Origin of the sequence: Rhodococcus sp. JG-3, from assembly GCF_000482405.1 — a bacterium.
In the GTDB taxonomy this organism is placed as follows: Bacteria; Actinomycetota; Actinomycetes; order Mycobacteriales; family Mycobacteriaceae; genus Rhodococcoides; species Rhodococcoides fascians.
In genome coordinates this window covers 3,497,381-3,522,865 of sequence record NZ_KI519398.1, presented here as the reverse complement: position 1 = coordinate 3,522,865, position 25,485 = coordinate 3,497,381, and the positions used below count along the sequence as shown (strand labels likewise).

Here is a 25,485-nt window from a genome sequence, read left to right as displayed (position 1 = left end):
GTGAACAAGCCCGCTCGCCGTGATGGCACACCGGACCGTAACAAGAGACAAGACCCACGCAGGAAGCCCACCGCAGGTCGGTCGGACACCCCGCGTGACGCACGCCGCGGAGATCGCACCCGCGACGCCGCACCCCGGGACGGCGCTCCCCGTGCCGGTGCACCCCGAACCGGTGCCCCTCGCACCGGGGGACCCCGCGCAGGCGCTCCCCGCACCGGTGGCCGACCGGCCCCGCGCAGAGGCGTCGAGCAGGGGGAATCGTTCGAGAACAAGCCCGTCGAGACGGGCATCAACGATCGCAGCAACGACGCGGTACCCCGCAAGAAGCCGTCGCGCCCCAAGCCGCCGAAGCCGCAGAAGAAGCAGGCTCCGGCAACCACCATCAGCAACGCCAAGCCGGCGAAGCATCAGTACACCGATTCGTCCCCGCGCAAGCACGTGCCTGCCGGTGAGGGTGTTCGGTTGCAAAAGGTGCTCGCGCAGGCCGGTGTCGCGTCGCGTCGGGCCGCGGAAGAGCTGATCGCCGACGGTCGCGTCGAGGTGGACGGACGCATCGTCACCGAGCAGGGCATCCGCATCGATCCGAACATCGCCGTCGTTCGCGTCGACGGCACTCGTGTCGTCGTGAAGGAAGAACTGGTTCATCTCGCGATGAACAAGCCGCGCGGATGGCAGTGCACCATGTCGGACGATCTGGGTCGTCCGTGCGTCGGCGACATCGTCGCCGAGCGCGTGCAGGCGGGCCAGCGTCTGTTCCACGTCGGTCGGCTCGATGCCGACACCGAGGGACTGTTGTTGTTCACCAACGACGGTGACCTTGCTCACCGGCTGATGCACCCGTCGTACGAGGTGTCCAAGACCTATCTCGCGACGCTGTTCGGCACCATTCCCCGCACGCTCGGCAAGCAGCTGCGCGAAGGCGTCACCCTCGACGACGGCCCGGTGAAGGTCGACGGCTTCCAGCTGCTCGATATCTCGGACGGCAAGTCGCTCGTCAAGGTGACGCTGCACGAGGGCCGCAAGCACATCGTGCGTCGGTTGTTCGACAAGGTCGGATTCCCGGTGGGACGCCTCGTGCGTACCGACGTCGGCAACATCGTGCTCGGCGATCAGCGTCCCGGAACACTGCGTGTTCTCGGCCGCGGCGAGATCGGCAAGCTCTACGAATCCGTAGGCCTGTGATGAGTGCGCTCGTCGTGGCGATGGACGGGCCTTCGGGCACCGGTAAGTCGTCGGTATCGCGTCGGCTCGCATCGGCACTCGAAGCAAGCTACCTCGACACCGGTGCGATGTACCGCGTCGCAACGGTATGGGTGCTGCGTTCGGGCGTCGAGCCCACCGATGCAAACGCAGTCGCGAAAGTTGTTGCAGCCCTTCCCCTCGAGATCGGGAAGGATCCACTGTCGGAGACCGTCTTGCTCGACGGAGAGGACGTCAGCGGCGAAATCCGCGGCGACGCAGTGACCAAAGCCGTCTCGGCTGTGTCCGCGGTGCCTGCGGTGCGTGAGCTCTTGGTGCAGATGCAGCGCGACCTCGCCAGCTCGTCGACGCGAATTGTGGTGGAGGGTCGCGACATCGGCACCGTCGTGCTTCCCGACGCCGACGTGAAGGTGTTCCTGACGGCGTCACCGGAGGCGCGTGCGGAACGACGCAACAAACAGAACATCGAACAAGGTCGCGGCGACGACTACGAATCCGTGCTCGCGGATGTACAACGCCGCGATCATGCAGATTCGACGAGGGCAGTGTCACCGCTTCGTCCCGCTGAGGATTCGGTGATCGTCGATACCAGCGAGCTGGATCTCGACGGCGTGATCGAGCGTTTGCTGCTCGTGGTGAACGACAGAAGTGGAGCAGTCCAGTGAGTGAAGAATTCTTCTCCGGCGCAGCGGAAACCGCGGGCGACGGAACGTGGAGCGACGAGGGCGAGTGGGAGTACGTCGACCTCAACGAGGGTGAAGACGGTGAAGATGCCGTTGCCGTACCGACTCTCGCCGTGGTGGGCCGACCGAACGTCGGCAAGTCGACGCTCGTCAACCGCATCATCGGCCGCCGCGAAGCAGTGGTCGAGGACGTCCCGGGCGTCACTCGCGATCGTGTGTCGTACGAGGCGAACTGGAGTGGTCGACGCTTCCTGGTGCAGGACACCGGCGGTTGGGAGCCCGACGCCAAGGGACTGCAACAGTCCGTTGCGCGCCAGGCCGAGTTGGCGATGAACACCGCCGACGCGATCCTGTTGGTCGTCGATGCCCGCGTTGGTTCGACGACGACGGACGAGGCAGTGGCACGAGTGCTGCGCCGGTCGAAGACTCCGGTTCTGTTGGTAGCCAACAAGGTCGACGACGGTCGCACCGAGTCCGAGGTCGCCGCACTGTGGTCTCTGGGTCTGGGGGAGCCGCTGTCGGTCTCGGCCACCCACGGCCGCGGTACCGGTGATCTGCTCGACCGTGTTCTCGAGGCTCTGCCGGAGACTCCGCGCGAAGGTATCCCCGGTGGGGGACCGAGGCGTGTCGCTCTGGTCGGTAAGCCGAATGTCGGCAAGTCGTCGCTGATCAACAAGCTCTCGGGTGACGAGCGTTCGGTGGTGCACGATGTTGCAGGCACCACCGTCGACCCGGTCGACTCGTTGGTCGAATTGGGCGGCAAGACATGGCGATTCGTCGATACCGCCGGACTACGCAAGCGCGTCAGCCATGCCAGCGGTGCCGAGTTCTATGCGTCGTTGCGCACGAAGTCCGCGATCGAAGCAGCCGAGGTCGCAATTCTGCTCCTCGATGCCTCACAGGTGATCTCGGAGCAGGATCTGCGCGTGCTGAGCATGGTCTCCGATGCCGGCCGTGCATTGGTGTTGGCGTTCAACAAGTGGGATCTGGTGGACGACGATCGTCGTCAGCAGCTCGAGAAGGAAATCGACCGCGATCTCGCGCGCGTCCCGTGGGCCCAGCGGGTGAACATCTCGGCGCACACCGGCCGCGCCGTGCAGAAGCTAGTGCCTGCTCTCGAGACGGCTCTGGAGTCGTGGGACAAGCGTGTCCCCACCGGACGCCTCAACACGTGGCTCAAAGAGGTCGTGGCAGCCACCCCGCCGCCGATGCGTGGCGGACGCCTGCCTCGCATCATGTTCGCGACGCAGGCCAGCACACGCCCGCCGACGTTCGTGCTCTTCACCACCGGCTTCCTCGAGGCCGGCTACCGCCGATTCATCGAGCGGCGTCTGCGTGAGGAGTTCAACTTCGACGGCAGCCCCGTCCGCGTCTCGGTACGTATCCGCGAGAAGCGAGAACGGCCGGGCAAGGGCAACAACCGCTGACCTAGTCCGACCCCGCCCCTGAGCAGGCGATTTCCTCTCAGGGGTAGGGCTGGGGTAATCTCAGCAAGCGCCTTTCGAGGTGCGGCGGGCTGTGGCGCAGCTTGGTAGCGCACTTGACTGGGGGTCAAGTGGTCGCAGGTTCAAATCCTGTCAGCCCGACACGTAGATGCAGTTCAGAGGCGGTTTCGGAGAAATCCGAAGCCGTCTTTTTTGTGTGCGTGCCGCGAGGATGTCACTGCTCGTTTCGTGCAGGTACGCATATGGTGCTGAAACAATTTCCAGCTGCGTTCAATGGCGTCCCAAATCTGCCAGTGTTGAGCGAATGGACCTGAGTGGACGAAGCCACTTGACTCGGTTAGTTCACTGTCAAATAGCTACGGTGTCCATAGGGATCCGGGCTAAGTCGGAACCTGGGTGTTGTCCACCAGCGCGTTCAAGCCATTGCCGGTGACCCTGCATTTCAAGACTGGCCGTATAGCTCACCCGCTTGCACCGCCAGAAGCAGTTCGAAGATCTCGTACTTCCAAGGCTGGCGGAGCTCGCCTGCGATACTTGGTTTGCGGCTGCACGCCAATCGGGCCGACGGTGGAGGCGGGTATGGAGTGGGTAGAAGGCATCGATCCGGACGAGCCCGGAGTCCGGCGCGTCCCTTGGAGCAGCGTGGGTGAAAATCCACCCGAGGTGCGCGCACACATCGCTCGCAAGGAAGCGATCCGCGAGCGGAAGGCCAACCGGCGGGAGGTTCATCCCCGACGGAAGCCACCCCTCGAAGACGAGGGCCTACTGGTCGAACCCTCTGAGCGGTACCCGTTCTCGCTCGATGACGTACTTCTTGGCGGGGTCCAGATGAGGGTCGATCGGCTCCGCATCTTCCGAACGGGTCTTCAGTTCGACCTCTCTTCGACATCCTTACACGAGGGCGGTGGGTTGTTGGGTGACCGTCTCAATCTGACGCATCGCGTGCGTCCTACCGCGAAACACCGGATATACCTAGGCCTCGTGCTTCCCACAGGCAAGGTGGTGTCCAACAAGAAGAGCTTCGCCTGGGATGCCCCCGAGGACGACGACGCAACGACCCCATGGCTGTACGGGGGAGGAAGCTACAGCCGTCCGACAGAGACCGGTGCAACGTACTTTCTGAGTCCCCTCCCTGAATTCGGACCGATCACGTTTTCCATCGCGTACGAGGAACTCGGACTGAATACCGCCGCGAGCGTGTCGATCGACCTCGAACACCTTCTACAGCTCGAAAGACCAGACACTCGATAGCAAGCTCCTGACGAGGACGGAACTGACAGATGCTCGAAATGCGCGGAACGGTCACTGCCGTGTACAGGTCGATCTGCCTGGTAGACGACCCCGCGTCCGATGCAGCGTATCCCGACGTGGAAGTGGGGGCAGAAGATGTCGACGACTATCTCCCGCCCCCGGACCCGCCTGAAGGTTTCGACCTACTGACCGCTGCGCCAGGGGTCGTGACCGTCACGACCGGCGCGATACGTGGCCAAGTCGACCTTACGATTCGCGTGCTCGACGACGAACCTTCCGCGCTCGCACCAGGCATCTGGGACGCCGTCGAGGAAATCGGATTCCGCGCCCTCAGCGGGTATACGATGCCTGCGTCGGGCGAGTACTACCCCTTTTCCGCCGACGGCTCGGGCGTGTTCCCGTCGTCCGTCACAGCGAAAGGCCCTGGGTTCTATCGAGTGCGCGCCTACGAGCGCAATCGAAAGCTGACGATGGAGGTCAATCGCGAGGACAACGAACCCGCCGCGGTAGAAACATATCTGTTAGAGATATGGGCCACGGACGTCGAAGACGAAGATCGGCGACGGCTCCGAGGACCGCACCCGACTTTGCTGCGATAACCTATTGGTAGATCCCGCCTCGTGAGCCACGAAAACTGATGCGGCGCAGCATATTCAGAGCTCTACTGGTAACCCCATGGCGGCTGTCGCTGTCTGGGCATCATCGCCTCCGTGTGATGGGTGATCGCGGTGACGTACACCCGAACGGCGACTATCGCGATCACGGCCCCTTATCCCAGCGATGAGTCGAATGACCCCAACGCAGACATTCCCACGTTGAGAGGACGGGCCGGGGTACGTGAACCTAGACGTCCCGAGGCGGTCCACTGTTCGGGCGGTGTGGTCGATCGGTCGTGGGCGCGAAAAGGTACGCAAATAGGTAACTCGCCGCCGTTATCGCTGCCAGTGAGATCCACCAGGACGGGAATACATCTGTGTCAGTGAGGATTTCACTGCCAGCGACGACCAGCCAGCACAATGCGAGAGAGGTCGCCAGCGTGACCGCTGCTGCGGTGCACGCGGCGAATCGGTGTCGCCAGGTGTGGCGAGATCGTGCGGCCCACATCCGGTTCGACCACAAGGCGAAGCGTCCACCACCGACTGCGATCACACCGACCAACAGTCCGGCGACGGCACCGCAGAACGCAGGAAACACCAGCAGCGCCAACCGGAGCAAGGTCCCTTTGAGGGCCCAGGGGAGCATGACACCCACCGCTGTGCAGGTACCGGTAAGACCAGCGACCCTTAGTTCTTTCTCGACCCAGTCCACTGTTCCACTAGAACACGGCGGAAATGCGCTTCGGTCTCGAAGCCGCTGTCTGACCGCTCACGTTTACATGTGGACCCGTTGACGCCGGACGTGACGCTGCAAAAGCGTAGATCTGACGACTTGCGCTACTGCCGCTCAACCGCGCTCGCTAACTCCTCGTATGTCTCTTCGCTGATCGCAGCCAGCTATTCTCCGCGGCCCAGCAGTTCACAGCGCAATGAAGCCTCGAGATCTCCCCAGCAGCGCGCGATCTTGCCGTCGTCATCGAGCCGGTACATCGCTAGTTCTTGGATCTGCACATACCGGCCGGTCGCCGCGATCCCATCGAACTCACCGTGGTGGGTGCCGGTATCCGTCAGGCGAGCCGCCATCAACCGGCCCTCGACGACCAAGTCCTCCATGCACCAGCTGAAGTCGGGGAACGCGACTGTGATGTCTCGAAGGCCGTCGCGGTAGCCGTCGATGCCGCTGCGGACACCTTCGACATCGGTGGTGATGAATTCGTCGAGGTCGCCGAAACGCCGTTCGTTGCAGGCGGTGATGTAACGAGCGTAGGTACCGCGCGGATCGTCTGCGAAAATCGCCATACCATCCACGGTAAAGGCCCCGCGTAGTCCTGGCCAGGACGACAGCGGATCAGCTGCACGAACAGCATTTCACCGTCGTCACTGCCTAATGGCTGTTGTCAACGAGCCCGTTCGAGTCACCGTTACGGCGGACACCCCATGCCTGTATCGGTTACGTCTTGACCGGACTGTGCTCACGAGCAATTGTCGCCTGCGGCGGTCTACATAGCCAGTAGCGGAAAACTCGGTGCATGGACTGACCCGGTTCTCGGCCCTTGAGCGTAGTCGATCTTGCAGATTGAACGCGGGGCGAGGCGGAGCGAACCCCGAATATGCCAAATAGCTGGCGGGTCAACGTCCCCCGCCTACGGTCGGCATCTGACCGCTCAGAGAGCGTGGAGTCAGCCGCTTCTGGTCGGACCCGTCGGGGTTCATCGACGCAATCTCGGCCTGAGAGCCGGTAGCGACATCGGTCACCAGTTCACCCGTCTGTGTGACCGCTCGGTCGTAGAGGATGCGCGAGCCGTCGGGCGTGAACTTCGGATGTGCCGAGTAGGTATCGGTGAGAGGCGTGATCTCCCCTCCGGCGGAGGGCATTGTGTAGATCTCCGAGCCGTTGTTGCCGCCTCGGTTACTGGAGAAGACGAGCGTCGACCCGTCAGGCGAAAAGGCCGGGTCGGAGTTCCAGAACTGGTCGCGCAGAAGCACTGTCGATTCACCGCCGTCGGCAGGTACTTCGTTCAGGTAGCCGCCGGTGCCGTAGACAACCCGTGAGCTGTCGGGCGAGAATGTCGCTCCGAACGCCGACTCTTCTTGCGCGATGACGTGTGCGTCGGACCCGTCGACGTTCATGATGTTGATGCCGCCGTTCGCGGTGAACGCGATCTTGGATCCGTCGGGTGAGAAAGCCGGTTGGTAGCCACCTTCGAATACCGATTTCGATTCACCCGACTCGAGGTCGAGGATCTCGATGAATCGGCCTCGGGCGTACGCGAGATGCTCGCCATCGGGGGAGAGGGCAGCGCCGTTCCCATAGTTCGGGTCGCGGCTGTCTTCGCCCACGGTCGGGGTGACCTGACGCAAGCCGGAACCGTCGAGGTTCATGGCGAACAGTTGGCCCCATCCGTCGTCGAATGCCACGACCACCGGTGTCGGCTCGGGTGCGGGCTCGTCGGCGCATCCTGTGGCGAGCAGTGTCAGCGCGACGAGTGCGGAGATCAGCCGGATCTGGTGCATCGGGAAATCATCTCAGAACTGCCAACGTGCAGAACCCTTCTACGCGGCGTGGCCTCTTGTCGAGGTCGTGAAACTGTCGTTCGACTTGCCTCGTTTGTCGATTCTCAGGGCTGTGCCTATCCACGGCGGTGCCCGCGGACAGGGGTGTTGCGTCATGGAGTTCGACCGAAGATTTTCTGTCGGTGCTCTGTGCGACTCTGCACGGCATGGCGATCTGCATGGCGTGTGATCTGGAAATGCTCGATTCAGTGGGTTGCACGTGGCGGCCCAGTCGAATACCCAACGGCAGGAGCAAATGCCACGACTGCGGTGCCCCGCCGCGAACGCTTCACCACCCGGGGTGCGACGGCGAGCGGTGCAGATGTGGACAGATGCTGTCATGCGGCAGCGGATGCGCGGTGGATGAGTGCGAACGTGAAGACGGCCACGACTACATCGACGGGAGCTGCAGGTGGTGCAACGAACCGTCCGGACAGCTCCGCGTCGTCGGCGGCTCATGACCCTATCGTCGGGTATTGGGACTTCCGACAGGACCCTGTTGACCCCCGAACTGCGAGGGACAAACCCCGGCGCTGTCACGGAGTTGTAGACGGTCGGCGTGTCAGTACGTCGCGTCGCGGACCCCGAGACGGGGGCATCGTCGATTTCTTTCCGTCAGGTGTTGGTTCGAGAGCACACTGCACTAGGGCATCATGGGCCTATGAGTGATCTCGAGTACCTCGCCACTTTGCTCGCTGCGCTGGATGCGGAGATCGCGCGAGTTTCGGCCTCCGAGTCCGAGGAGCAGGCGTCGGCCATCGACGACGCAGTCGCCGCCGTCTTCCGGTTGCGTGAGAAGGTCAAGGCCGGTTACCCCGGCAAGAAGGCCTACTACCTTGCGGCGTCGACCGATCCCCAGGGGATCAGAGTCGAGGGAATTTCTGCCCTGCACGGCAAACGCGCCCATGAACTGGTCCAAGACGGTGGTTGGATGCACGCAGATTCCAGCACTGTTCTCGATGCTCTCGATGACGACCAAATCAGTCGGTATCACGCGATCGCAGGACGCGGTGTAGCGCAGACGCTTCGAGACTCACGCGAATACTTGGCGACGGCAACAGGTCTGGCCGAAAAGTAGACCCACGCATTGGTACGGCGAGTCGGCCCAGCCTTGGAATAAGGATTCCCGAAATCTGCTCGATTCCAATGACCAAGATGGCGCGCGATTGACTAATCGGATAGATGTCGAACGATGAGGGCTTATCCGTTCCATTGTGTATAGGCTCGACTGCAGAAGTCGGTTTTGTCCACTAGGGCGGACGGATGGGCGAGTACTCATGGCACTGGCAGATCTCGATACTGGCAACCCACATTGGCTCAACGCCGTCCTTTTTACTGTTGCCGCAGTCGTAGCGATTGTCCTCACTTGGTGGTTCTTCGGCAACGACAGTTAGCCGAGACGGACACGGCTGTGTAGCTCTTCAACACGAGCACGCGAACGGCGTGCTGATCATCTGCCACAGTGAGCCGACGCACCTCGGCCGTGATGCCTCCGGTCATCGAGTCCACGGCCGTCACACGTTCGCCGGGTTCGAGGTGTTCGAGAACCCAGGTGGCAGTGGAAGGAGCAAGATCGGTGGACATTCTCGTCATGCCTCCGTCCCGCTGCGCTGGGTGCCGCAATCCCGGTGTCGGCCGAGCATCTCACCAGGCAGCCTTCGCGGTCCACCTATTTTCGGCTGTATCCATGATTGAGGATCCGGCGTATTGGGCATCGTGCAGATATGACAGAGAACGCAAAGCTGACAGTGGAACGCACCATCGAAGCGCCCGTCGACGCAATTTTCGACGTCCTGTCCAACCCCGAGCGGCATCAGGCACTCGACGGCTCGGGATTCGTACGCGGCGTGGACCACGCAGACCGAATTCAGAAGGTCGGCGAGAAGTTCACGATGAACATGCAGGGCGATCACATGGGTGGGGAATACCAAACCGACAATGTCGTCACCGGGTACGCCAAAGACAAGCTACTGGCATGGAAGACCGCGCCGGCCGGCAACGAGCCTCCCGGATGGGAATGGTTGTGGGAACTGGAGTCTCAGGGACCCAACGAGACATTGGTGCGGCACACCTACGACTGGTCGAAGGTCACGGACAAGAAGCTTCTCCAGCAGATCGGGTTTCCCCTGGTCACCGAGGATCAGCTGAACGACACACTTGCACGCCTCGCTGTCGAGGCAACGTCCTGATCTTTCGGGCATACGTTCAGCCGTAGAACGCCGCTGCGTCGACGCTCTCGATGTGCATCCATCGAGCTGGAAAGTCCGTCGACGCAGCGGCTTCGGCGAGGTCCAGGCCACGTATAGCCAACGCCGTCGTGGGTGACTGGTCCACGATCAGACTGATCGCGTACGTTGCTGCGGTGACGTGAACGCAAGGATCAGTTCTGCTGGAACAGGTGCATGCCGTGTCGACGTCCATGGGAACCGGTGCCAGACCCCCCGATACCAGCTCCGCGTGAAGCGCGTCGGGCAGATCCCCGCTCCCTCTGCCGTGAGTCGGATGACTGGCGACGATGCGCAGAGCCGCCCTTTTGTGAGCCGCCGAATAGCGCGGCACCGTGAATGTCGCGGTCTCCATTTTCTTTCCTGCCGAGACCATGCAGCGAAGAGAACCGATCGTGTTGGTATCCACGATGGCCGACTCGCTACGAGCCAGGCTCCGCGCTCGAGGAAGCATGGGATTGGGTCGGGTAGCGGTAATTGGCTCGACTCGACGCAACCATTCCTTGCCCCATGGAGTCGCACCGAACGGCGGGGGCTGGGGAGTGGATGCCATCACCGTGCCACCGACAGCGACAACGTCTGTCTGAGTGTCGAATCATCCAGTGCGGCAAGCGCTGCCTCGTTGTTCCCCTCGGTCAACCCTGCAATTGCTTTCTTCCGGGCGTGCAGCGACGCAATGTACTCCTCCAATGTTCCTTCGGTGGTGAGCGCCATGACTGTCACAGGCGAGGTCTGTCCGATTCGATGTACCCGGTCGGTTGCCTGCGATTCCACCGCCGGATTCCACCACCGGTCGTAATGGATGACGGTGCTGGCCCGGGTGAGGTTCAACCCATAGCCGGCCGCTTTCAGGCTCAGCACCATCACGGGACAGCTACCGCCCTGAAACTCGTCCACCATTCTCTCGCGCTGGTCCACGTCGAGTCCGCCGTGGAAGAACGGTATGGCGGCTCCAGTGACACGCGCGAGATGGCCGGCGAGAAGCTCACCGGTCTTGCGGTACTGGGTGAAAACCAATGCTGTCTGCGACGATTCGGCGAGCTCCTCGATGATGTCGGTGAGCCTGTCGAGTTTCCCGGAACGGTCGGGCGACGAAGACATGTTGCCGTTCACGAGACCCGGGTGGTTGCAGATCAGTTTCAGAGAGGTCAGCAAAGCGAGCACCGCAGTCCCTCGGCGTTGTGTAGAACCGAAACCGGTGTCGAATGCAGCCTCGACCGTCGAGTTGTACAGCATCGCTTGCTCGTTCGTGATCGGGCACAGTACGTCTATCTGCTGTTTGGGTGGAAGGTCGGTCGCCACTTCGTCTTTCGTCCGTCGGAGGACGACCGGAGCTATGGAATGGGACAAGTGCGCAAGCGCAGCCGCCGAACCTGCGTTCTCGATGGGTGCGGAAAATCGCCGAGTGAAGCGTGCTCTGGTCCCGAGCAGACCCGGGTTGGTGAGGTCGATCAGGGCCCACAGTTCGTCCATGCGGTTCTCGACCGGGGTGCCGGTCAGTGCGATGCGAGTTGTCGAGCTCAGTCGTCGCGCGGCACGGGAAACCTGCGTGCGCGAGTTCTTCATGACGTGCGCTTCGTCGAAGAAGACCGTGTTCCAACTGATCTCGGCCAGACGGTCGGTGTCGGAGCGCAATGTCGGATATCCGGTCACGGTCACGCAGCCGACCTCGCCACATCCACCGAGCGAGCGGTTCGGTCCCCGGTAGACATTGACCGTCAGGTCGCCGGCGGAGAACTTCTCGATCTCACGTCGCCAATTGCTGATCAGGGATGTCGGGCACACCACCAGAAAATTGCCTTCACCGCGCGAGGCTCCCACAATCATGTGGGAAATGGCCTGCAGAGTCTTGCCCAACCCCATCTCGTCGGCGAGAATTCCTCCACCCCCGGCTTCTCCGACGGTCGGAATCCAGGACGCACCGTGCACCTGATACGGCCGCGGGGTGAAAGTGGACGCACTGTCGCCAAGACTGCCCTGCATGTGCAGGCTGGTGCGTAGGGCATCGACGGCACCGTGCGCGGTCGACACGCTGGACCCGCCCGTGTTGGGCACCGCGTACGCCGCCGGGGGGAGTGACTCCAGCAGCGATGCAGGAATCTCGGCGTAGTGGGGCCGGTGTTCCAGGTGGTCCAGAACCGCCAGCCACCCCCGGGCCGACGCGCTTTCCGGGAGGCCTGCCGATGGTGCCAGTGCCGCTTCGAGTTCGACGCGATGCGGCTCGACGAGCTGCGCTTCGACGGTCCGTACTGCCACGGAGCCACCCGTATTGGGAAGTGTCAGTTCGATCGGCGTCGTCGCTGTGGTAGCCGTCCTTGTGGAATCACGTTGCCAGACAGCGAAACAGTGTCGACGGGGCAGGTAGGTGACCTGCGGAGCGAGGCCCGTGTCGGTCGTCGAGAACATGCAACCTCCAGCCGAGTGAGCGCTTCGGTCGACCCGAAGCTGCCCACACGGTACGTGCCCGAACGGGATTTCGCCGCATTCAACAGCGTTTGACAATTCCGAAAAATGCTGTCCTACAGCGCTATCGAGCAGCACGCAGCGGCGCGGAACCGATCAGGATTGCTCGCGCGAACACCACCACGTGGTGCGGCCGCCCACCGTTCCGCGAGTCATCGGAGCACCGCATCGTGGGCACGCCGCGTCCGCCTTGCGGAACGGGATGATCTCACCGGTGTGCACGCCACCCTTCTTGATCGCTGACCTGATGGCGCGACGCAGAACAACGCGGAGCTCGTCGAGTTCCTCGGTGGTGAGGGTCTTTGCCCGTCTGGACGGGGATTGCTCGCTCTGCCACAGCACCTCGTCGGCCAACAGATTGCCGACGCCTGCGATTGCTGCTTGGTCCAGCAAACGTGCTTTCAGAGGTGCTCCGCTGGAACCGATTCGGTGCCGGAAGTCGTCGCGCGTGATCTCCGCAGCATCGGGCCCCAACGCATCGATATCGGGTTCGAGGCGCACTCGGCCGAGCCGGCGCTTGTCGAAGAGCCGGAGCTGACCCCCGTCTTCGAACGTCATGGCAAAGCGTGTCCACTCGGGCTTGTCGGTGTCGCGCTCGCCCACGTGCGGATCGCCGCCTCCGTACTGCGACGTGCGATCGCCGTCAGGAGCGGTGACAATGACGCGGCCGCCCATTCCGAGATGGATTCCCAGCGTCGGACCGCTGGACCCGTCGGCGGTGACGGTTTCGCACCACATCGCCTTGCCACGTCGACATGCCTCGGTGAGCTTGCCGCCCTTCAGGGCGTGAGCGATATCGCCCGGCATGTGTGGGCGGCACTCGAACGAGTCGGTGTCATCGATGTCGACGATGACGCGTCCGAGGGCTTTCTCGACGACCTGTCGAGCGTTTTCGACTTCGGGTAGTTCGGGCATGAAGCGGGTGTACCCAATTCGCCGGCTCTATGCGCGAGCCTGTGTCGTCAGGCGCGCTTCCTACCGGTGGCGAACTGTCTGAAGCCGATCAGGTTGCCGAACGGATCGAGAACCTGGCACAGACGTTCACCGGTGAACACCGATTTCGGCCCTCGATGCACGACGCCTCCGCGATCGACGCAGCCGGCGACCACTGCGTCCACGTCGTCGACGTTCCAGTACGAGACCGACCCTGCGGTCCCCGCGGGGCGGTTGTACGAATCGGTGACGTGGACGGTGAGCCGGGTTCCTGAGACGTCGAACGCGGCGAGTTGCTCGTGTACGTCGACGGGGTCGGTGCCCAGGAGCGTTCGGTACCAGTCGACGGCGGCGGCGAGGTCGTCTGCGAAGTAGAAGACATTCCCCACGCCCAAGAGTGTGTTGTCCATCATTGTCCGTTCGGGTTCGTTCGCACCGACAGTGCGATGTCATGGGTTTCGGTGTGCGTAGCACCGTCGACGGTGTGGGCCAGCGCTTTCTGCACCACGTCGTGGTCGGAGCCGGTCCACCGTTCTTCTCGCTGACGTCGGTACTGGCTCCACGACGGCACAGTGAACTGCTCGACCACGGTGTCCTCGACGTCCAGACTCCGGTACAGGTTCCAGGCGTACGCCCCCGTTCGCTTCCGCGCGATCCCGACCGGAGCCATCGACGTCAGAAACTGTTCGAGAGCGTCGTCGACGACTCGGTACGTAACGGTGATCCGTACCGGCCCGTCGTCCGGATCGGGCTCGAACATCACGGTCGGGGTCGGCCACGCCATGGACACCGCACGGTCGAGCACGCCGGTTTCGGGTCGCAGGGGGAGGACTGCGACACTCGCAGCGACCAATGCCAAGGCGGCTACCGCGACCGCGAGTGCGTCGACGATGCCGGTCTTCGACGCCAACCATCCCCACACGAGCGAGCCGATGGCCTGAGAACCCATGAAGACCAGGAGGTAGACCGACATCCCGCGCGCTCGAACCCAGGTGGCGAGCGAAAGCTGGATAGACGCATTCAGTGCGGTCAACGTCGTGATCCAGGCGATGCCGGACAACAGCAGCGCCGGGACCACCGCCCACAGCGGAAGCCACGCCAGCGCGGCCATTCCCACGCCGTACCCGACAGCAGAGCCGACGAGCAAGGTGTTTGCGCCGCAATGTTTTCGGAGCATCGGCGTCGCGGCAACGCCGATCACGGCTCCGACCCCGAGTACGCCCAACAACACGCCGTATCCCACCGAGCCCAGTTTCAGTACCGACGACGAAGCCGATGGCAGTAGCGCCCACAATGCAGATGCGGGGAAGGCGAACAGCGCCGAGCGCAGAATGATTCGTCGAACGATCGGGCCGGATCGGATGTAGCGGACCCCGGACAGGATCGACTCGGCAAGGCCTTCTCGATCCGTTTGTGGATGTTTCGGGCGCTTCCATGCAATCAGCACGCTCAACGTTGCTAGAAAGGAGGCGGCGTTGATGGCGAACACGAAGGTCGGCCCGGCCAATGCCACCAGTACACCGGCAAGCGCCGGTCCGACGGCCCGCGCCCCGTTGACGGTCACGCTGCCCAGCGCCGAGGCGGCCGGGATTTCTTCACGGCTCACCAGCTCGGGCTGAATCGCCTGCCAGGCGGGAGCGGACAGTGATGTCCAGCAACCCAATACGAATGTGCAGGCGAGCAATCCCCACGGAGACAAGGTGTCGGTCCATGCCAGTGCGGTCAACACAATTCCGGTCAGCATCGAACCGGCACCGACCGCGATGAGCAGAACGCGGCGATCGAGCGCGTCGGCGAGCGCGCCTGCCAGCAGAGCCAGCAACAGGGTGGGTAACAGACTTGCTGTCTGCACGGCGGCGATGATGGTGGTCGACGCCTCACGTTCGACGAGGAACCACTGCGCACCGACGGTCTGCATCCAGCCGCCGATGTTCGAGACCAGCTGTGCGACGAAGAGGCTGCGGTAGACGGTATTTCGGAGCGGCGACCACGCGGACGGTGCTGCCGGCGTGGTGGCGGTGGTGCTCACGCCAGTCCCGCCGACCATTGCGCGAATGTCTGCCATTCGACCTCGGGATAACGGGTGCGCAAGCCGTCGATGTCTGCGTCGTACCCGACGTCGGTCAAGAATTGGAACATCGCTCTCATGTCCTCGGAACCTATGTCCCGTGCCCGGCTCGAATAAGGCTGCACCGAGGTTCCGAGAACGTCGCCGAGAGTGTTCGCCATGGCCTCCAAGCTCGGATCGTCCGAAGCGAGATCGATTCGCATCTCGTGAAAGTGCGCGGGTTCGGTCAACACGAGGGTGACGAACCGCCCCAGATCCCGCCGCGACAGCTGCTGCAGTGGCGTGTGGAGCGGCAAGGGCAGATCGAGGCGGCCGGCCCTGACGTCGTCGAGTCCGCCGAGAAGGTTGTCGTAAAAGTAGGTGGGGCCGACGATCGTGTACGACAGCCCAGCTCGACGCAGCAGTGCCTCGGTTTCGGCCTTCGTCTCGAAATGCGGTATGCCGGTGCGGCGGTCAGCGCTCGCAACCGAGGAGAACACCACGTGCGGAACCTCCGCGGCGATCGCCGCATCGACGAGGGCTGCGCCCTGAGCCAATTCGGCCGCGGGACCGTCCTCGAACGGCGTCGTCATCACGAACGCACCGGCACTGTCTCTCAATGCAGCCGCGGACGATTCCCGATCGGTGATGTCCGCGACGACGATCTCGGCACCTCGCTCACGTAGCCGATCCGCGCGGGCCGAATGACGCCGCACCACTGCGCGCACCGGTAGCCCCTGCGCCAGCAGGGCATCCACCACCGCGCCGCCCTGCCCTCCGGTTGCTCCGACGACTGCGTACGGTCTGATCATCGTGTTGTCACCTTTGTTCCGGAGGGCGAGAGCGGGGCTGCTACTGGGCGATGAAGGCGAGAATGTCTGCGTCCAAGGCCTTCTGGTAATCGCCGTAGATTCCGTGCGGTGCACCGGGGTAGACCTTGAGGGTGCCGTGCTGGACGAGTTCTGCGGTTTTCAGTGCCGCCGCGGCGATCGGCACGATCTGGTCGTCGTCACCGTGGGCGATGAAGATCGGGACGGTCAGCGCTTTGAGATCCTCGGTGAAGTCGGTCTCGGAGAACGCCTTCACGCAGTCGTATGCAGCAGTCAGATTGACCAGCATCCCCTGTCGCCAGAAGTCGTCCTTGGCGCCCTGGGAGATGGCGGAGCCCTCACGGTTGGCACCGAAGAACGGCTCGGACAAGTCCTTGTAGAACTGCGATCGATCGTAGAGAACGCCGTTGCGGATGTCGTCGAGTGCTTCGATCGGCGTGCCCTCGGGGTTGGCCTCGGACTTCAGCATGACCGGGGGAACGGCACCGGCAGTGATCACCCGAGTGACGCGGCTGCCACCGTGCTGCGCGGCGTACCGCACGACCTCGCCGCCACCGGTCGAGTGTCCGATGAGGGTGAGTTCCTGCAAGTCGAGGGCCTCGACCAGTTCGGCCAGATCCTTGGCGTAGGTGTCCATGTCGTGGCCGACGGCAGTCTGCGAGGACCGGCCGTGGCCGCGGCGATCGTGTGCGATGGCGCGGTAGCCGGCGTCTGCGAGAAGCTTCAGTTCGAGCTGCCAGGCATCCGAGGACAGTGGCCAGCCGTGACTGAGCAGAACTGGCTTTCCGGTGCCCTGCTCGGTGTAGTAGATCTCGGTTCCGTCGGTGGTGGTGATGTACGGCATGGCCTGCTCCCTGGTTCGGTTCGATTGGGTACCGACAACATTCGTCCGTTCCCGGGTCGAAAGCGTCGCCGCTGCCATCCAACGCGGGGGAGGAGATTCCGGTGGCGCCGCTACCTGCTAGCCGGTAGACAGACCGATGTGGACCGACAGTGTCGTGCCACCCCCGGGTGGACTGACGATGGTCAGTTCGCCGCCGACTGCGGCCACCCGATCCTGTAGTCCGATCAAACCCGACCCTGTGCTCGGATCGGCACCTCCGCGGCCGTTGTCGGTCACGGTCAGTTCCAAGCTGTCCTCCGTCAGGTGCGCGGTGATGTCGACTTCGGTGGCCTCGGCATATTTGGCTGTGTTCGTCAGCGCCTCGGCGACCACGTAGTACGCCGCCACTTCCACCGATTCGTCCATCCGGGAGGAAATGTCGGCGGTGAGGGCAACGGGAATCGGACTGCGTCTGGCCAACGTCTTGAGGGCCGGTGCGAGTCCTCCGCGCGAGAGGATTGCGGGATGGATGCCGCGACTGAGTTCGCGGAGGTCGGTGTGCACCTGCGACAGCGTCTCGACGCTGCGGTCCAACATCGCGCGGAGCTCGGTCAGATTCTCCGGGGCAGCGGCTTGGGCGCCGCGCAATTCCATTCCGAGAGAGACGATTCGCTGTTGGGCACCGTCGTGCAGGTCACGCTCGATACCTCGGCGGGCTTGGTCGGCGGCGGCGACCACGCGGGACCGGGACCGCGTCAGCTGAACTCGTGTGTCGTGGTTGTAGACCGCAGTGGCAACGAGGTCGGCGAAGTCGGCCAGTCGATCTCGGGTCTCACCGCCGGCCGCATACTGCGTAGCTGTCGTGCCGATGATGACGGCACCCCAGGTATTGCCGTCGACAGTGATCGGTACACCTTCGACCCAGCGAATACCCCTGCCCTCCAGTCGCTCAGCGATACCGCCGGTCGCTTCGGTGAAGTCGACGGCAGCGGCGCGGCCGGTGTCGGCGACGATCGTGGCCACGTTCTGCCCACCGATCGGCAGTCGATCACCGGCTTGCACGCGCTCACCGGCGGAGTCGTCGCGGATCGCCAGAATCGTGTAATACCCGTCGCCGTAGCGGATCACCGAAACATGTTCGTTGTCCAACCCGACGGTGAGTTCGTGTGCGACTGCGAGGTACACGTCATCCGGATCGGCCCGCAGCGCCACCAATGTTGCGACCTTCCGAAGTGACGCTTGCTGGCGTGCCAGCGCGACGGTGCGGAGGTGCATGTCCTGACGGTCGCGGGCGGCGGCAAGAAGAGCCTCCAACGAAGGCACGACACGGCGGATACGGCGGGCATCGACGCTATCGAGATCGGCGGGAACCAGCAGCGACGCGGTGACGACGTCCCCGTCCCGAAGCAGGATTTTCTCCTGCCCCACGGACGCGTCGGCATTCCCTTGCTGCAACACCGCGAAGGGTAGGTCGAGGACCGCAGCCAGGCGGGTGCTGGCAACGTCGAGCATCGTCGGGGTGTGGTCCGAGCGCAAGATGGTCTTGGCGAACGCCGCCAACATATCTGCTTCTCGTCGACGTTGATCGGATTCGGTTGCGCGCAAACGTGATTGGCCAACCAGCACGTTGGTCAGAAGCGCCAGTGCCAGAAACACGATCAGTGCAGGGACGAGGCTCTCACTGCTTTCGAGTACATGGATGTAGGCGTACGCGCCGGCACTGGCCACCGATGTCGCGATCGACAGACGAAAGCCCCACCCCGCAGACACGATCAGCACTCCGAACAGGAATATCGCACCGAAAGCATTCTCGGGTGACACCCGTTTGAGCGTCAGCACAACGAGTATCTCGACGGCGATGGCGGCTGCGGCCGCTGCGATTCCGCAGGCGACCGGCGGCGCACTCGGCCGGAGTATCACAGTGACGAGCCGGTCGCGGAGGGCGGTGTCCGACGTCATCGGCACATCCGACTGCTCGAATTACCGCTAGCGGTAATGCCGACCCGAGCCGTCTCTGACACTCTCGACAGAGTGATGCCCTCCCGCCTGCAGTGCCTGATCGTCGACGACAGCGACGCTTTCTGTGTCGCTGCACGCCGACTGTTGGAATCGGCAGGGATGTCGGTGGTCGGCACCGCGACCTCACTCACCTCGGCGATCGATGCAGTGCTGTCCACCCACCCCGATCTCGTGCTGGTCGATATCGACTTGGGTGCCGACAGTGGATTCGACGTGGTCGAAGCGATCGACGCCCAGGATCTGACGCCTCCGCCTGCCGTCATTCTCGTGTCGACACACGACGAGGAGGACTTCGCAGATCTGGTGAACAACAGTTCTGCCCTGGGTTTCCTGTCGAAATTCGAGCTGTCGGCGAGCGCGATCGAAGCCCTGCTGGGCACCTGACGGCGGGTCACCCGACGGTGTCCAGATACAGGATCACCGCTCGCACGCGACGGTGATCGTCGGCCGTCTCAGACAGGTCCAACTTGGTCAGGATGCTTCGGACGTGCTTCTCGACGGTTCCTTCGGTGATCCACAAGCGTCTGCCTATGCCCGCGTTGGAGAGCCCTTCGGCCATCAAGGTCAAGACGTCCCGTTCGCGAGAACTCAACGCGCCGAGGGGATCACCTCGGCGCTTGGCCGCAACCAGTTCGTAGACAAGAGCAGGATCGATGACCGACGATCCTGCCGCGATCCGATCTATCGTCGAGACGAAGTCGGCGATGTCGGTCACGCGGCTCTTGAGCAGGTAACCCATACCCTTGGCGGTGTTGTTCGCGCTGTCGAGCAATTCGAGTGCGTGATCGACCTCGACGTGAGCAGGCAGGAGCAGCAGCGAGACGTCGGGGAAACGGTCGCGGATCTTCACGGCCGCGTCGAGCCCCTCGGCGGTGTAGGTCGGCGGCATCCTGATGTCGATGATCGCCAGGTCCGGTGGATCTTTCTCGAGCAACGCCAGTACCTCCTCGGCGTCACCGGCCCGGCCCACGACATCGAGGCCCGCCTGGGTGAGCAGACTGGCCAGGCCTTCTCGCAGCAACACGTCGTCATCGGCGATGACTACTCGTATCTGGGACATCACGCTCCTCGAACCCGTCGGGTTCGAAGTATCGGCTGCGGCGTCGTGAGCTGTCATCAGTCATTCGACTCTATTGCGCGCTTCGATTGTCGACTCGGTTGCTGGATTTTTCAGTCGCTCGATCGGTCGTCGTGGATTCCACGGTTCGGACTCGGCCCGGGGAAGAGGTCGTTCTCACGGGTTGCCTCGAAAAACAACTGCAGGAAGGACGACGACGCATCCCCGGGCTGGGCGGCGCGAGCCTGACGGGGTTCATCCGATGACCTCGACATCGCCATTCCGTCCCTTCCGTCCCTCACCCGCAGAACGGGTCTCGCTTCCTCCCAAATAGTCTCAGATTCTGAACAGTCAAACAACTGAGAGTTCTCTGGGTGGAGTCGGAAGCCGGGGTGGTGAGGAAGTCGACGTGCCGGCTTACATACCGGCGGCCGTGGGAGGTTCGATCAGCATCCTCTTGATCACTTTGCCGGTCGCGGTTCGGGGGAGTTCTTCGAGGAACGTGATGTCTCGCGGCACCGAGAACCGGCTCAGTCGATTTCGGATGTAGGCCCGCACCATATCTGCGTCCAGGCCTGCAGCACCCCGACCGACGACGAACGCCGCGAGGCGCTGACCGTACTCGTTGTCCGGTACACCGACCACCGCTACCTCGCCGACCTGAGGAAGGTTGGCGATGGCGTCCTCCACCGGCCCGGGAAACACGTTCTCGCCGCCGGAGATGATCATCTCGTCGTCCCGCCCGCACACGAAGAGCCGCCCGTTGCAATCGATGTACCCGAGGTCGCCGGTATCCATGAGTGCTGCACCGCGAGCCGAAGCAGTCGACGGAGGCTCGGCGTTCGTGTAGCCGTCGAAGAGCATGTCGTTACCTACGAATATCCGGCCCAGAGTGCCGGTCGGAACCACTGCGCCGTCGGCGTCGAGTACGGCGATCGTCGTGCCGAGCGGCGGCCGACCCGCGGTAGTGGGAGCTGCACGTAGATCCTGCGGTGTGGCGATGGTCGCCCACGAGACCTCGGTGGAACCGTAGAAGTTGTACAGAACATCTCCGAAGGCATCCATGAACCGCGAGACGGTCGACCCCGTCAACGCCGAACCGCTGCACGCGACGACTTTCAAGCTGGACGTGTCGTAGCGTGATCGCACGGACTCGGGTAGATCGAGTATGCGCTGCAACATGATCGGGACGGCGATCAGCGACGTGCACCGATGAGTCTGGATTGCCCGCAAGCACTCTTCCGGATCGAATCGATCCTGCAGAACCACTGTTGCCCGCAGCGGTGTACTGATCTGCAACGCCGCCAGCCCCCAACTGTGGAACATCGGCGCAGCGATCAGCATGCGCTCGTTCATACGAAGTGGCATGCGGGACAACATGGCCGCGACGGTCCCGAAGCCGCGTGGGGTCGGGCGAAGTGCACCTTTGGGAGACCCGCTGGTGCCCGAGGTCAGCACGACAACGGATCCGGGCCGTTGCGGTCTGTCGAACGTGGCGGACGGAGCCGCGACGAAATGCTCCAGAGTGCGACGGCCCGCGACGACGGTATGAGCCGACAAGCTGACGCGGAGGACGTCGCTGGGGAGGTAGCGAACCATCTTGTCGAATTCGTCGTCGACGAACAGCGCTTGCAACTGGTGACGACTCGAGATGGTCTCGATCTGGCGGGCCGCGAGGCCGGTGTTGAGAAGTACGACCTCGACACCGAGCATGCCGCAGGCGACGACGCATTCGATCATGGCAGTGTGATTGCGGGCCAGAACTCCTACCGTGCTTCCCGGGCGAATTCCGGATGCGGCGAACCCTGCTGCTATCCGATGCGATCGCAGGTGGATCTCTGCGAACGTGCGAGTACCGCGATCGTCGATCACGGCAATTTCGTCCGGTGACTTGGCGGCGGCGGCCGCGAAGCCACCGCCGAGGGTGAAGCCCCATTTCGCCAGCGAGTTCAGCTGCCGGTATGCGCGATCAGGACGCGCGGCACGAACGACGCCGGTACCGATCATCGTTTTGAGGACCGCAAGCTGTAGCGACCGGGAATCGCCGGCGTTGGACACGATCGATGTCGTTGCGCCGGAGAGGGACTCGGCCAACCTGTTCAGGCCACCCATGACCCAGTCGACCACTGCCCGATTGTGTTCGGGTTGCGGCGAGTAGGTTCCGGCCAGGCCGGCTCGGAAGATCGTCACATCGATCTTGGTCTCGCTCGGTGAACGCGCGCTGAGGGTGAATCTGATGAAACCGCCCGATTCGACGTGCTCGACGGTGATGATCGGCCGGTTACGTCTGTTCACCACGACTTCGAGTGCGTGCTCGACCCCACCGACGCCGCACGTGTAGCGGTTCGCCGACTCGCTGAGAAGGCAGTACCCGAGACCGGGGAAATATCGCGGGTACAGTTCGACCGCACTGAGCACCCCGCACACTTGCTCGACGTCGTGTGCGAAGACCGTGCTGCAGTCGATGACGTCGGAAACCATGGTCCACCCCTGTGCCTTGCCGTGTCGAACAGCGCCGCTGCCACATCGGCACCGACCAGAAGAATGGCAGCGCACATCGGTAACGGGTCATCCGCCTGGATGAAGTCGTCATAGTAATCCCGGTGCGCGGTTTCGGGAAGGAAACGCGAATCTCCGTCTAATTGGGACGAAGTTCGCCGCCGCCCCAGAGCTCGTCGAACGGAACCGTGCGGGCCAGGATTCGCTCCGCAGCTCGGTGTCCCGACAGGAATGCCGCGGTCACCGTCGACGGATCGTCCGTCCACGTTGCCTCGCCGGCCAGGTGTAGAACTCCGCCGACCGGGGTCGACAGATCGTCGTGGTCGCTCGGTCGCGAGCCGACCGCCGGGTACGAGTAAGCACCGCGGGAGAACGGGTCGTCCTGCCATCGCGTGACATGTACCCGCTGCGGGGAGATCACGCGTTCGCCGTAGAGGCCACGAAGCGCGTCGAGCACCGACTCGGCAATACGTGCGTCGGACCACTGCCGGATCGTCTGCGCACACGGCCCCGCCGCAAACGTGAGCAGCGTGGGCAACCCCTGCGGCACGGTGACGTCGTACCACGAGTGCCACCAACGCCCGGCCTCCCCCTGCTGCCGAATCGCGTAGACGTCCTCGTCCCAGAATGCATGCGGGAACTGTAGGAACACCTTCTCGAACGCGTTCATCTCGAGTCCGTCCAGCGCAGTCGACACCGGATGGGGAAGAGGCGGTTCGATAAGCAAGGTCGGTGACTTCAGGACGCCGATCGGAACCGTCACCACGATGTGGTCGGCCGAGAACGTCTCGGTGAGAGTCTCCACGGAGGAGCTGTTCGATCCCCACGCGATGCGTGTCACTTCATGGCCGAGTCGTACATCCAGCCCGTCGGCCAGACAGACCGCGAGCCGATCGTACCCCTCGGGGAAGACGACCTCGTCACCCTCGATCGCGTCGTCGTCCAACCCGTGCGCATCGAGCATCCCCTGGTCGACACCCAGCTGTTCCTCGGCCCGGTGACCCAGGAACTCCCGGACCCGTTCGATTCGATCAGGATCCCATGCGAGCCGTTTCACGGTGCTGTTCACGGCATCCCCGTACGACGTGCCCAGGGTCGATGTCGCTATGGTCGCCGCCAACAGCTCGTCGACGACGTGTACGTCCGACGCGAAGCTCGCAACCTCGTCCTCGCTCAGACGCCGTCCGTTCGGTGAGTAGTACGCGATGGGTCGTCCGTCCGGCTGAAAACTCCCCACCGTGAACTCACTGGTCAGAATGCCGAAAGCCTGTACTGCGTCGGCCAGCGGATTGTTGTCGATTCCATGAACCCAGGACGCACCGACATCGAGAATCTGTCCGTCCGTCCGCAGGGTGTCCACTCGTCCGCCGATGCGGTCGCGGGCTTCGAGAACGACCACACGGTGACCCGCACGGTGCAGAATGCGTGCTGCGGTGAGACCGGAAATGCCGGCTCCCACCACCACGGTGTCGACGTGCGTCATGCTCTGTCCGTTCCCTTGGTTGCCGACATGCTCAGTTCCCACGGCCGGGGTTGCCGTTGCCGGAGTTCCCGTTGCCTGAATTGCCGTTGCCGTTGCCGTTGCTGTTGCCTGGACTCCCGTTGCCGGAGTTGCCATTGCCCGCATTACCGTTGCCCGCATTACCGTTGCCGTTGTTCCCGTTTCGCGGTGGAGCCGCAGGTTGTGGCGGCTCGGCGGGCACCTGTTCGACGGCGGGGGCGGGAACGTCCTGGGGGAGGTTCGAGACAACCGGCATCGAGGACTCGGATGCGGTTGTCACGGGCGCCGGGCTGGTCGGAGCGGTGACCGATGTGGACGGCGATGTCTCGATCGGCTCGTCGCCTGTTCCGGTTGCCATCCAGGCAATTGCCGACGCGACGGCGACGAACAGTGCAGCCGCAGCCGCAGGGACAAGACCGCGACGCCGTGAACCCTCCGTTGGTCGACAGGCCGAATCCTGCTCGGCGACAACCGCTGTCGAATTCGCGACGGGCAGGACCGCAGTGGCCGGCGGTGGTGGCGGTTCGCTGGAGAGACTGTGTAAGGCGTCGGCCACGGTGTCCGCCGTCGGCCTGTTTTCGGGATGTCTGGCCGTCATCGTCGTCAGCAGCGAATGCCACTGGGGCCCGAGTTGCTCGGGTACCTCGGGGTCGCGGTGCAAGCGCGCCACGGCTGCGGCCACCGCGCTGCCGTCGAACACCATTGCGCCGGTAAGACATTCGATGAGAACCAATCCGAGGCTGTAGATATCGGTTGCAGGCCCCGCAGAGGTGCCCGTCGCCTGTTCCGGGCTGAGATAGTGAGCGGTGCCGACGGTGGTGCCGTGCTCGGTGAGGCGGTCGGCGTCGACGATGCGAGCGATACCGAAATCGGTGAGCTTGACGCAGTGTTCCGTGCTCGACGCCGGCTCTCGGGCGACCAGGATGTTGGCCGGTTTGATGTCGCGGTGGATCACGCCGCGGTGGTGGATATAGGAGAGGGCCCGAGCGATCTCGTGTCCCATCCGGGCGACGAGATCGCCCGGTAGTGCGCGGCCTGCGCGGTAGCCGTTCAGAGTGGGGCCGTCGACGAACTCCATCACCAGAAACGGCACTCGGATACCGCCGGTGTAGGGGGCGGTACCGGCGTCGTACAACGTCACCAGGCCAGGATGCGACAGCGACGCGAGCGTCCTGATCTCGGCATCGATCCGTGCATCGGTATGTGCGGGTTCACCCTGACGGAATATCTTCACGGCAACGGGCCTACCGAGGACGTCGTCGTCGGCTCGAACGACATCTGCCATTCCGCCGCGCCCCACGACGTTGCCCAGACGATATCTGCCCGCGAACAGGTGATCGTCGGAGTTCGCACCCACCAT

The 25,485-nt window shown here is 63.4% G+C and carries 24 protein-coding genes and 1 tRNA gene; 9 read left to right on the top strand and 16 right to left on the bottom strand.

What is annotated here, in order from left to right:
• From K414_RS28625 to K414_RS0117965, 6 genes are all read left to right on the top strand, one after another.
• Positions 1-1,182 carry a pseudouridine synthase gene (locus tag K414_RS28625; protein WP_080729250.1) on the top strand — a complete coding sequence of 394 codons (1,182 nt, stop codon included), beginning with the start codon at positions 1-3 and terminating at the stop codon, positions 1,180-1,182.
• Positions 1,182-1,865: a (d)CMP kinase gene (gene cmk / locus K414_RS0117985; RefSeq protein WP_037219373.1), complete on the top strand. Its 684-nt coding sequence runs from the start codon at positions 1,182-1,184 to the stop codon at positions 1,863-1,865. The genes K414_RS28625 and cmk overlap by 1 nt, the downstream gene beginning before the upstream one ends.
• On the top strand, positions 1,862-3,310 hold the full coding sequence (gene der, locus K414_RS0117980) for a ribosome biogenesis GTPase Der (RefSeq protein WP_027497207.1): 1,449 nt from the start codon (positions 1,862-1,864) through the stop codon (positions 3,308-3,310). The genes cmk and der overlap by 4 nt, the downstream gene beginning before the upstream one ends.
• Positions 3,311-3,395: 85 nt before the next feature.
• Positions 3,396-3,469: transfer RNA gene (locus K414_RS0117975), tRNA-Pro, on the top strand.
• A gap of 438 nt (positions 3,470-3,907) precedes the next feature.
• A complete protein-coding gene (locus tag K414_RS0117970) occupies positions 3,908-4,579 on the top strand; it encodes a hypothetical protein (RefSeq protein ID WP_027497206.1) in 672 nt (223 codons plus the stop codon).
• 29 nt (positions 4,580-4,608) lie between these two features.
• Positions 4,609-5,178: a hypothetical protein gene (locus K414_RS0117965; RefSeq protein WP_027497205.1), complete on the top strand. Its 570-nt coding sequence runs from the start codon at positions 4,609-4,611 to the stop codon at positions 5,176-5,178.
• 244 nt (positions 5,179-5,422) lie between these two features.
• On the opposite strand, the gene K414_RS0117955 is transcribed toward K414_RS0117965, so the two are convergent.
• From K414_RS0117955 to K414_RS0117945, 3 genes are all read right to left on the bottom strand, one after another.
• Complete coding sequence (locus tag K414_RS0117955) at positions 5,423-5,821, bottom strand: hypothetical protein (RefSeq protein WP_152530447.1); 399 nt, start codon at positions 5,819-5,821, stop codon at positions 5,423-5,425.
• Positions 5,822-6,072: 251 nt separating this feature from the next.
• Positions 6,073-6,474, bottom strand: a complete 402-nt coding sequence (locus K414_RS27315) for an ester cyclase (RefSeq protein ID WP_032387525.1) — start codon at positions 6,472-6,474, stop codon at positions 6,073-6,075.
• Positions 6,475-6,804: 330 nt separating this feature from the next.
• Entirely contained in the window at positions 6,805-7,689 is an 885-nt protein-coding gene (locus K414_RS0117945) for a PD40 domain-containing protein (protein WP_027497203.1), read from the bottom strand.
• A gap of 700 nt (positions 7,690-8,389) precedes the next feature.
• Between K414_RS0117945 and K414_RS0117940 the strand changes: the two genes are divergently transcribed.
• Positions 8,390-8,806: a hypothetical protein gene (locus tag K414_RS0117940; RefSeq protein ID WP_027497202.1), complete on the top strand. Its 417-nt coding sequence runs from the start codon at positions 8,390-8,392 to the stop codon at positions 8,804-8,806.
• A 284-nt stretch (positions 8,807-9,090) separates the two neighbouring features.
• On the opposite strand, the gene K414_RS0117935 is transcribed toward K414_RS0117940, so the two are convergent.
• Positions 9,091-9,321, bottom strand: a complete 231-nt coding sequence (locus K414_RS0117935) for a hypothetical protein (RefSeq protein ID WP_141214527.1) — start codon at positions 9,319-9,321, stop codon at positions 9,091-9,093.
• 131 nt (positions 9,322-9,452) lie between these two features.
• Between K414_RS0117935 and K414_RS0117930 the strand changes: the two genes are divergently transcribed.
• Complete coding sequence (locus tag K414_RS0117930) at positions 9,453-9,917, top strand: SRPBCC family protein (RefSeq protein WP_027497200.1); 465 nt, start codon at positions 9,453-9,455, stop codon at positions 9,915-9,917.
• 16 nt (positions 9,918-9,933) lie between these two features.
• On the opposite strand, the gene K414_RS0117925 is transcribed toward K414_RS0117930, so the two are convergent.
• The 8 genes from K414_RS0117925 to K414_RS0117885 form a co-directional block, all read right to left on the bottom strand.
• Positions 9,934-10,308 (bottom strand): hypothetical protein, encoded by a 375-nt coding sequence (locus K414_RS0117925; RefSeq protein WP_143544808.1) that lies wholly within the window; start codon positions 10,306-10,308, stop codon positions 9,934-9,936.
• A 197-nt stretch (positions 10,309-10,505) separates the two neighbouring features.
• Positions 10,506-12,359, bottom strand: coding sequence for a DEAD/DEAH box helicase (locus K414_RS27310; protein WP_051365153.1), 1,854 nt, complete (start codon positions 12,357-12,359; stop codon positions 10,506-10,508).
• 153 nt (positions 12,360-12,512) lie between these two features.
• Positions 12,513-13,331, bottom strand: a complete 819-nt coding sequence (locus tag K414_RS0117915; RefSeq protein ID WP_027497198.1) for a DNA-formamidopyrimidine glycosylase family protein — start codon at positions 13,329-13,331, stop codon at positions 12,513-12,515.
• A 47-nt stretch (positions 13,332-13,378) separates the two neighbouring features.
• Positions 13,379-13,738, bottom strand: a complete 360-nt coding sequence (locus tag K414_RS28275; RefSeq protein ID WP_161631810.1) for a VOC family protein — start codon at positions 13,736-13,738, stop codon at positions 13,379-13,381.
• A gap of 20 nt (positions 13,739-13,758) precedes the next feature.
• Positions 13,759-15,414: an MFS transporter gene (locus K414_RS0117900; RefSeq protein WP_027497197.1), complete on the bottom strand. Its 1,656-nt coding sequence runs from the start codon at positions 15,412-15,414 to the stop codon at positions 13,759-13,761.
• On the bottom strand, positions 15,375-16,208 hold the full coding sequence (locus tag K414_RS0117895; protein WP_027497196.1) for an NmrA family NAD(P)-binding protein: 834 nt from the start codon (positions 16,206-16,208) through the stop codon (positions 15,375-15,377). Before K414_RS0117895 ends, K414_RS0117900 begins: the two co-directional genes overlap by 40 nt.
• 40 nt (positions 16,209-16,248) lie before the next feature.
• Positions 16,249-17,070, bottom strand: a complete 822-nt coding sequence (locus K414_RS0117890; protein ID WP_027497195.1) for an alpha/beta hydrolase — start codon at positions 17,068-17,070, stop codon at positions 16,249-16,251.
• 117 nt (positions 17,071-17,187) lie between these two features.
• Positions 17,188-19,008, bottom strand: a complete 1,821-nt coding sequence (locus K414_RS0117885; RefSeq protein WP_037219369.1) for an ATP-binding protein — start codon at positions 19,006-19,008, stop codon at positions 17,188-17,190.
• Positions 19,009-19,083: 75 nt separating this feature from the next.
• Between K414_RS0117885 and K414_RS0117880 the strand changes: the two genes are divergently transcribed.
• Positions 19,084-19,452: a response regulator gene (locus tag K414_RS0117880; RefSeq protein ID WP_230591966.1), complete on the top strand. Its 369-nt coding sequence runs from the start codon at positions 19,084-19,086 to the stop codon at positions 19,450-19,452.
• Between the two features lie 7 nt (positions 19,453-19,459).
• Here K414_RS0117880 and K414_RS0117875 read toward each other — a convergent pair whose 3' ends face one another.
• The 4 genes from K414_RS0117875 to K414_RS0117860 form a co-directional block, all read right to left on the bottom strand.
• A complete protein-coding gene (locus tag K414_RS0117875; RefSeq protein ID WP_027497192.1) occupies positions 19,460-20,128 on the bottom strand; it encodes a response regulator transcription factor in 669 nt (222 codons plus the stop codon).
• 414 nt (positions 20,129-20,542) lie between these two features.
• Complete coding sequence (locus tag K414_RS0117870; RefSeq protein ID WP_027497191.1) at positions 20,543-22,606, bottom strand: AMP-binding protein; 2,064 nt, start codon at positions 22,604-22,606, stop codon at positions 20,543-20,545.
• 157 nt (positions 22,607-22,763) lie between these two features.
• Complete coding sequence (locus K414_RS0117865; protein ID WP_027497190.1) at positions 22,764-24,107, bottom strand: NAD(P)/FAD-dependent oxidoreductase; 1,344 nt, start codon at positions 24,105-24,107, stop codon at positions 22,764-22,766.
• A 31-nt stretch (positions 24,108-24,138) separates the two neighbouring features.
• A complete protein-coding gene (locus K414_RS0117860; protein WP_027497189.1) occupies positions 24,139-25,485 on the bottom strand; it encodes a serine/threonine-protein kinase in 1,347 nt (448 codons plus the stop codon).